Consider the following 6,441-nt stretch of genomic DNA (forward strand, 5'->3'; position numbering starts at 1 on the left):
GCCGATACTGATTCAGACGTTGAAACTGACTCGGACGTTGAGACTGATTCGGATGTTGACACTGATTCTGATGCAGATGCAGATGCAGATGCCGATTCTGAGGTCGACACTGATTTGGATGTTGAAACCGACTCAGAGGCTGAAATTGACTCGGATGTTGAGACAGACTCGGATGCAGAAACCGACTCGGATATTGAAACTGATTCGGATGCTGATACTGACTCAGAGGTAGAGGCTGATTCGGATGTTGAAACCGACTCAGACGTAGATACTGATTCAGAGGTTGATGCTGACTCGGACTTAGACACCGATTCTGAGGTAGACACCGATTCTGAGGTTAACGCTGACTCAGACGTCGAGACTGACTCAGAGGTCGAGACTGATTCAGAAGTTGACACTGACTCAGACGCAGAAGCTGATTCGGATGTTGACACTGACTCAGATGTAGATACCGACTCAGACGTCGAGACTGACTCAGATGTAGACACTGATTCTGACGTTGACACTGATTCCGACGCTGAGACTGACTCGGAATCTGATGCTGACTCAGAGGTTGATGCTGATTCAGAAGTTGACGCTGACTCGGACGCAGAGGCTGATTCAGAAGTTGACGCTGACTCGGACGCAGAGGCTGATTCTGACATTGAAACCGACTCTGAAGTCGAAACTGACACTGAAGCAGAGACTGACTGACTTTCAGATACTGAGGTGCTCAACGATGCTGACAATGATTCAGAGGTCGAGATTGACTCAGACGTTGAGACTGATTCAGATACAGAAACTGACTCAGAGGTAGATGCCAACTCTGAGGTTGAAATTGACTCAGACGTAGATACAGATTCAGAGACTGAAACTGACTCAGAGGTCGAGACTGATTCTGAGGTTGACGCTGACTCAGACGTCGATGCCGACTCAGACGTTGATACTGATTCTGACGTTGAAACCGACTCTGAGGTTGAGATTGATTCTGACGCTGACTCGGACACTGACACAGATTCAGACGCTGAGACTGACTCCGATGTTGATGCCGATTCAGAAGCAGACACTGATTCTGAGGCTGAAACTGACTCAGATGTAGAAACCGATTCGGATGTTGATACTGATTCTGATGTAGATGCTGACTCGGACGCTGAGACCGATTCAGAGGTTGATGCTGATTCAGAGGTTGATGCTGATTCTGAGGCTGAAACTGACTCAGAGGCTGATACTGATTCAGATGCAGAAACAGACTCGGAAGTCGATACTGATTTGGAAGTCGACACCGACTCAGACGTTGAAACCGACACCGAAGTAGAGGTTGATTGACTCTCTAATACGGAAGTGCTCAACGATGCTGATTTTCTAGCGGACTCACTCAAAGATACTGATGCAGACTCCGACTGCGATTGACTCACTGATTTTGAAGCCGACTCGCGAGTCGATTGACTTAGTGACGCTGATACCGACTGTGAAAGCGATGCTGAAACTGACTGACTCACTGAAACAGAGGCGCTCGTTGAAGCGGATGTCGAGCTTGAGATAGACTGGCTAACCACTTTGGATACACTTGCTGATACCGAAGCAGACTGCAAAGCACTGACACTTGCAGAAGCTGACTCCGAAACCTTCACAGATTCAGATTTTCTTGCCGATATAGATTGGCTCGTTGAAGCAGATTGAGAAATCTCCTTGCTCAATGATTGACTGCGAGATAGACTCGCTTGAGCGGATACACTTGCCGATGCTGATTGGCTTAGTGAAGCCGACAAACTTTGCGAGCGAACCGAGCTCAGTGACTGACTCAATGAAACGCTCTGCTGAGCCGATACACTCTGTGATTGCTTCGTACTTAAAGACTGACTGATCGATTGCGAAGTCTTCGTAGACGCACTCTGACTGTTTGATACAGACTGACTGTGATCGCTATCTGACAGTTTCACCGCTACGACATTGGTCGTACTATCTTTATAAGTAATGGTGACTGTACCATCACTATTAACCGTATAGGACTTAATCCGGTTGGCCACCTCTGGGTTGACTGCCGATACAGCTGCAATCACCTTGCTCTTATCTGCATCTGTCAATGCAGTTAGACTCGTCACCTGAATAGTGCTTGTCGGCGCCACACCTGGCGTACGATCAGCGAGACGCCCTTGGGTAATCCGAATCTCACCCAAACCATTTGGACGGTTCATATTGGACGCATTGTCAATAGCCGCAACGTTGCGTTGCCATGTATTCCGGTAGGTATGGTAAAGGTCATCCTTCAAATGAATGGTCGTTGTGATGGTTGCAGGGTTCGCACTGGTAGCCGTAATATCGCCCATGATCGGAGCAATATTACCAGTTCCGTACTGGCTACTACCAAAGAAATTCCCGTTCAAAGCATTGTCGTTCAGATCCGCCCGTGCAACGACTTTCATTTCTTTAAGCTTGCCACTGTCATCAGTAGCTGTAAAGGTCACAACCGCATCATCACCAGCGTAAATAATATAATTCTTCCCACCACCTTCAAGAGGGGTTGATTTCGGTTCCACACCATTGACGGTCAACTTAGCCGTCACTTCAGGACGTGTGGCATCTGTTACAGCAACCATGTTACTGGCATCGGAATAAACTGCATGGTCACCATACAGAATACGAGACTTAGCTGTTACTCCACCCGTTTGCAAGGGAGCATTCGGTGTTACGATCGCTTGTCCAGAAGCATCTGCCACAGCTGTTCCCACTTCGTCGTCATTATTGTATAGAACGACTGTAGAACCTGGCTCAGCTCCCGTCACCGTTACAGGCGTCTGTGTGTAAGCCTTATCCAATAATCTCGTTTCAACAGTTGGTGCTGCAAGTCGCTTCACTGGAGCCGTCACATCATTTGTAGTGTTATCTTTATAGGTAATGGTCACCACACCAGATGATGAAACGGAATAAGATTTAAAGTCCTTTGAAGTGGCAATATTGGGGTTAGCAGTCTTAAACGCTTCCCAAATCTTCTCTTTTTCAGCCTGGGCCAAGTTAGTAGTATCATTGACAAAAGTCGCTGTCGTCACAGCCGTAATCGGATTACGGATGCCATCATTTTGCGGCAAAACCTGAATGCGTAGCGTTCGTGTCACTGACTGCCTAGCCGTATTGGTCACTACAAAAGAAACATTATAAATTTTCCCAGGCGTTACGACCTCTGTCTGCCCAACAGTTCCCATGATATTAAAGGCCACTGCACTATTTTTCAAGGCCGACGTCTGAGGCACATTGATGCCATTCACACGATCGCTACCAGAAGCGTAGCCAATGCTCTTAATACTATTTCGTGTAGGAATGGTTTCCACAACATTATAAGCCTGATTAATGTAATCAGAGTTATAAACAGAAATCAAGGCATTGTTGGCTGGCCCTAAATTATACTGGGGTGCACGGAGACTGGTATCAGCATCTATACGATTCCCGTTACGTGGATCCCGTTGGCCAGATGTCGCACGAAGCACCGCATTGGCCAAGCGATTGCGAGCACTCTTTGCTTGACTTTCTACAGCATCGATTTGAATTGCGGGATTGGACAAATCAGTACGAATAGCTTCTAAAGCCAGATCTCCACTTTCAATAGCAGATTCCGTCCCAGGGATTTCCAAAGCCTGCGCACGATAGGTGTATAAATCCAAAGCCAAAACTTGCAGACGCTTCACCTGGTCTTCCGAGCGATTGTTTTGAGCCTCTGCTACCTTCTCGCTTGGCTCCGTTACACCCTCGTGAATCGAGTTATCCTCTGAGAGAGTGCTACTAGCGATTTCTGAAGTGGACGGACTCATTGATGCACTGACAACATGAGATTCGCTCAAAGATACCGATTGAGACAGAGAAAGGCTGTCACTAGCTGACTCTGAAAATGAGATAGATTCACTTATAGATTGACTGGCTGACACAGAATCTGAGTTTGACGTCGTCCCCAATACAAGACTATCCGAACCCGCTACACCGGTCGATGGGCTGATTTCAGACCCAACAGTCGCATTCATTTCATTTTCCTCAGCAAATACTGGATTGGCAACCGTTGTCGCCCCAGCCAGAGCACCTAGCACAACCATCCCTTTGACCAGATCTGCAGGCATAGAGTGTGATGATGCTTCATATTGAACCACGATATTTTCATCCACACCAGCTCGCATGACACGAAATAAGCCTAACCGAGAAACAGATGCCCGTACCCAATTCTTCCCTGATTTGATTAATTTATAACGCGTGATTCGCTCCGTTTCGCGAAAATCACCCTTCGAACGTTTAAAAAACATGTCCGCTCCTTAAATTTTAGATATCGAGTTATTATACACTAATTTTCCCCAAAAGTAACTAATTAAGACTAGTTTTTAACACAAATAACAGCATACAAAAAGAGAACCCGGAGGTTCTCTTTTTGGATCCTTTTTCATTTCCCACATACCTGAAATGACCGAATCAAATTAGGATAGAAGATTATTTTTCATCTTCCTTTTTGCGACGTCCAAGCGCTGCAACTCCTGCAACCCCTGCAACTGCTCCAAGAAGAGCTGAAGCTACAGATCCTGTTTCACCAGTATTTGGAAGTTGTTCAAGAGCTGGAGCTGGTTGAGCTGGTTGCTCAGGAACTGGGTTCACTGGTGTGTTTGGTGTTGGATCCATTGGTTTATTAGGTGTTGGATCTACCGGAGTATTTGGTGTTGGAGTTGGTGGCACTGGAGTGTTTGGTGTTGGAACGTTTGGAATCTTCACAAGTTTGTAAACATAAGTAACGTTCTTATCACCTTCGATGACTTTACCAGTTGTTGGGTCAGTTGTTGTCAAGTGACCTTCACCGTCAACTTTACCTACTGGGTAGTTACCTTGTGGGACCAATTCATAGACTTTACCATCTGCAGTTGTGATTGTCTTAGGACGGTTATCCACAACTGTATCGTAGTCTTTACCTACTGGTTGGTCTTTTTCATCCACTACTGAAGTCTTGATCGTGTTACCATTTTCATCTACATAGTGAACGTATACATTACCCTTAGGTTGTACAGGTTCTTCGACAAGTTTGTAGATGTAAGTAACGTCTTTACGTCCTTCAACCACTTTACCAGTTGTTGGGTCTGTTGATTCAAGGTGACCTTGAGTATCTACTTTACCAACTGTGTAGTTTCCGACTGGTACGATTTCGTAAGTTTTACCTTCGAATCTAATGTATTGTGGACGGTTGTCTTCAACAGTGTTGTAGTCTTTACCTACTGGTTGGTCTAACTCATCTGTTACTGATTCTTTAATGGTGTTACCTTCAGTATCTTTGTAGTGTACGTATACGCTACCCTTAGGTTGAGTTGGTTCTTCCTTCACTTCTTTGTAAACGTAAGTGATGATTGAACGTGGTTTATCAACTTTACCTTTAATTGGATCAGATGATTCTAAGTGTCCATCGCCATCAACTTTACCTACTGGGTAGTCACCTTTCGGTACGATCTTGTAAGTCTTACCGTCTGGAGTCTTGATAGTATTAGGTTTTTCACCTTCCTCAGTTGTGTTATATGGTGTGTCATATGGTGAGTTTGGTGTGTCTTGACGAGGTTTTTGAATTTCTTTACCATTTTCGTCTACGTAAGTGATGATGACGTCACCTTCTTTAGGTTTCGTTGGATCTTCTTTCAATTGGTAGACATATGTTACGTTCGTATCTTCTTCAGCAACTTTACCAGTTGTAGCATCATCACCTGTCCAGTGACCTTGATCGTCGACTTTACCTACTGGGTAGTTACCAGCTGGTACCAATTCGTATGTCTTACCTTGGAACTCGATCGTGCTTGGACGGTTGTCTACTACTGTATCGTAGTCCTTATCAACTGGTTGATCTTTTTCGTCAGTTACTGATTCTTTGATCTTGTTACCATTGACGTCAACATAGTGAACGTATACGTTACCCTTCACTTCTTTATAAACGTAAGTGATAGTTGATTTAGGTTTATCAACTTTACCTTTAATTGGATCAGATGATTCAAGGTGTCCGTCACCGTCAACTTTACCTACTGGGTAATCACCTTTTGGTACGATCTTGTATGTCTTACCATCTGGAGTCTTGATTGTGTTAGGTTTTTCACCTTCCTCAGTTGTGTTATATGGAGTATCATATGGTGAGTTTGGTGTATCTTGACGAGGATCTTTAATCACTTTACCTTTTGTATCTACATAAGTGATGATTACTTCACCTTGTTTAGGTGTTTCACTTTCAGAATTTGATGAAGAATTAGATGCTGATTGTGATACAGATGTAGAAAGCGATGTTGAAGCCGATGTGCTCAATGATGCTGATTGGCTTGCAGATACTGATGCTGATGCTGATGCCGATGTGCTCAATGATGCTGATTGGCTAGCAGATACTGATGCTGATTCAGAAGCTGATGTGCTCAATGACGCTGATTGACTAGCAGATACTGATGCTGATGCTGAAGCCGATGTGCTCAATGA

The 6,441-nt window shown here is 44.8% G+C and carries 3 protein-coding genes; 1 reads left to right on the plus strand and 2 read right to left on the minus strand.

Annotation, left to right across the window (positions count from 1 at the left end; all coding sequences use genetic code 11):
• Positions 1–4,262, minus strand: a 4,262-nt coding sequence (locus tag HMPREF2686_RS10550) for an accessory Sec-dependent serine-rich glycoprotein adhesin (RefSeq protein ID WP_186822861.1), incomplete at its 3' end; no start/stop codon positions are given.
• Positions 4,263–4,443: 181 nt separating this feature from the next.
• Entirely contained in the window at positions 4,444–6,144 is a 1,701-nt protein-coding gene (locus HMPREF2686_RS10555) for a MucBP domain-containing protein (RefSeq protein ID WP_261673671.1), read from the minus strand.
• 22 nt (positions 6,145–6,166) lie between these two features.
• On the opposite strand from HMPREF2686_RS10555, the gene HMPREF2686_RS10560 reads away from it, so the two are divergent.
• The gene (locus HMPREF2686_RS10560) at positions 6,167–6,397 is read left to right on the plus strand and encodes a hypothetical protein (RefSeq protein WP_070590215.1); all 231 of its coding nucleotides are present in this window, start codon (positions 6,167–6,169) and stop codon (positions 6,395–6,397) included.
• Positions 6,398–6,441: the final 44 nt, after the last annotated feature.

The sequence above is a fragment of the Streptococcus sp. HMSC057G03 genome, assembly GCF_001808745.1.
Lineage (GTDB): Bacteria > Bacillota > Bacilli > Lactobacillales > Streptococcaceae > Streptococcus > Streptococcus parasanguinis_Z.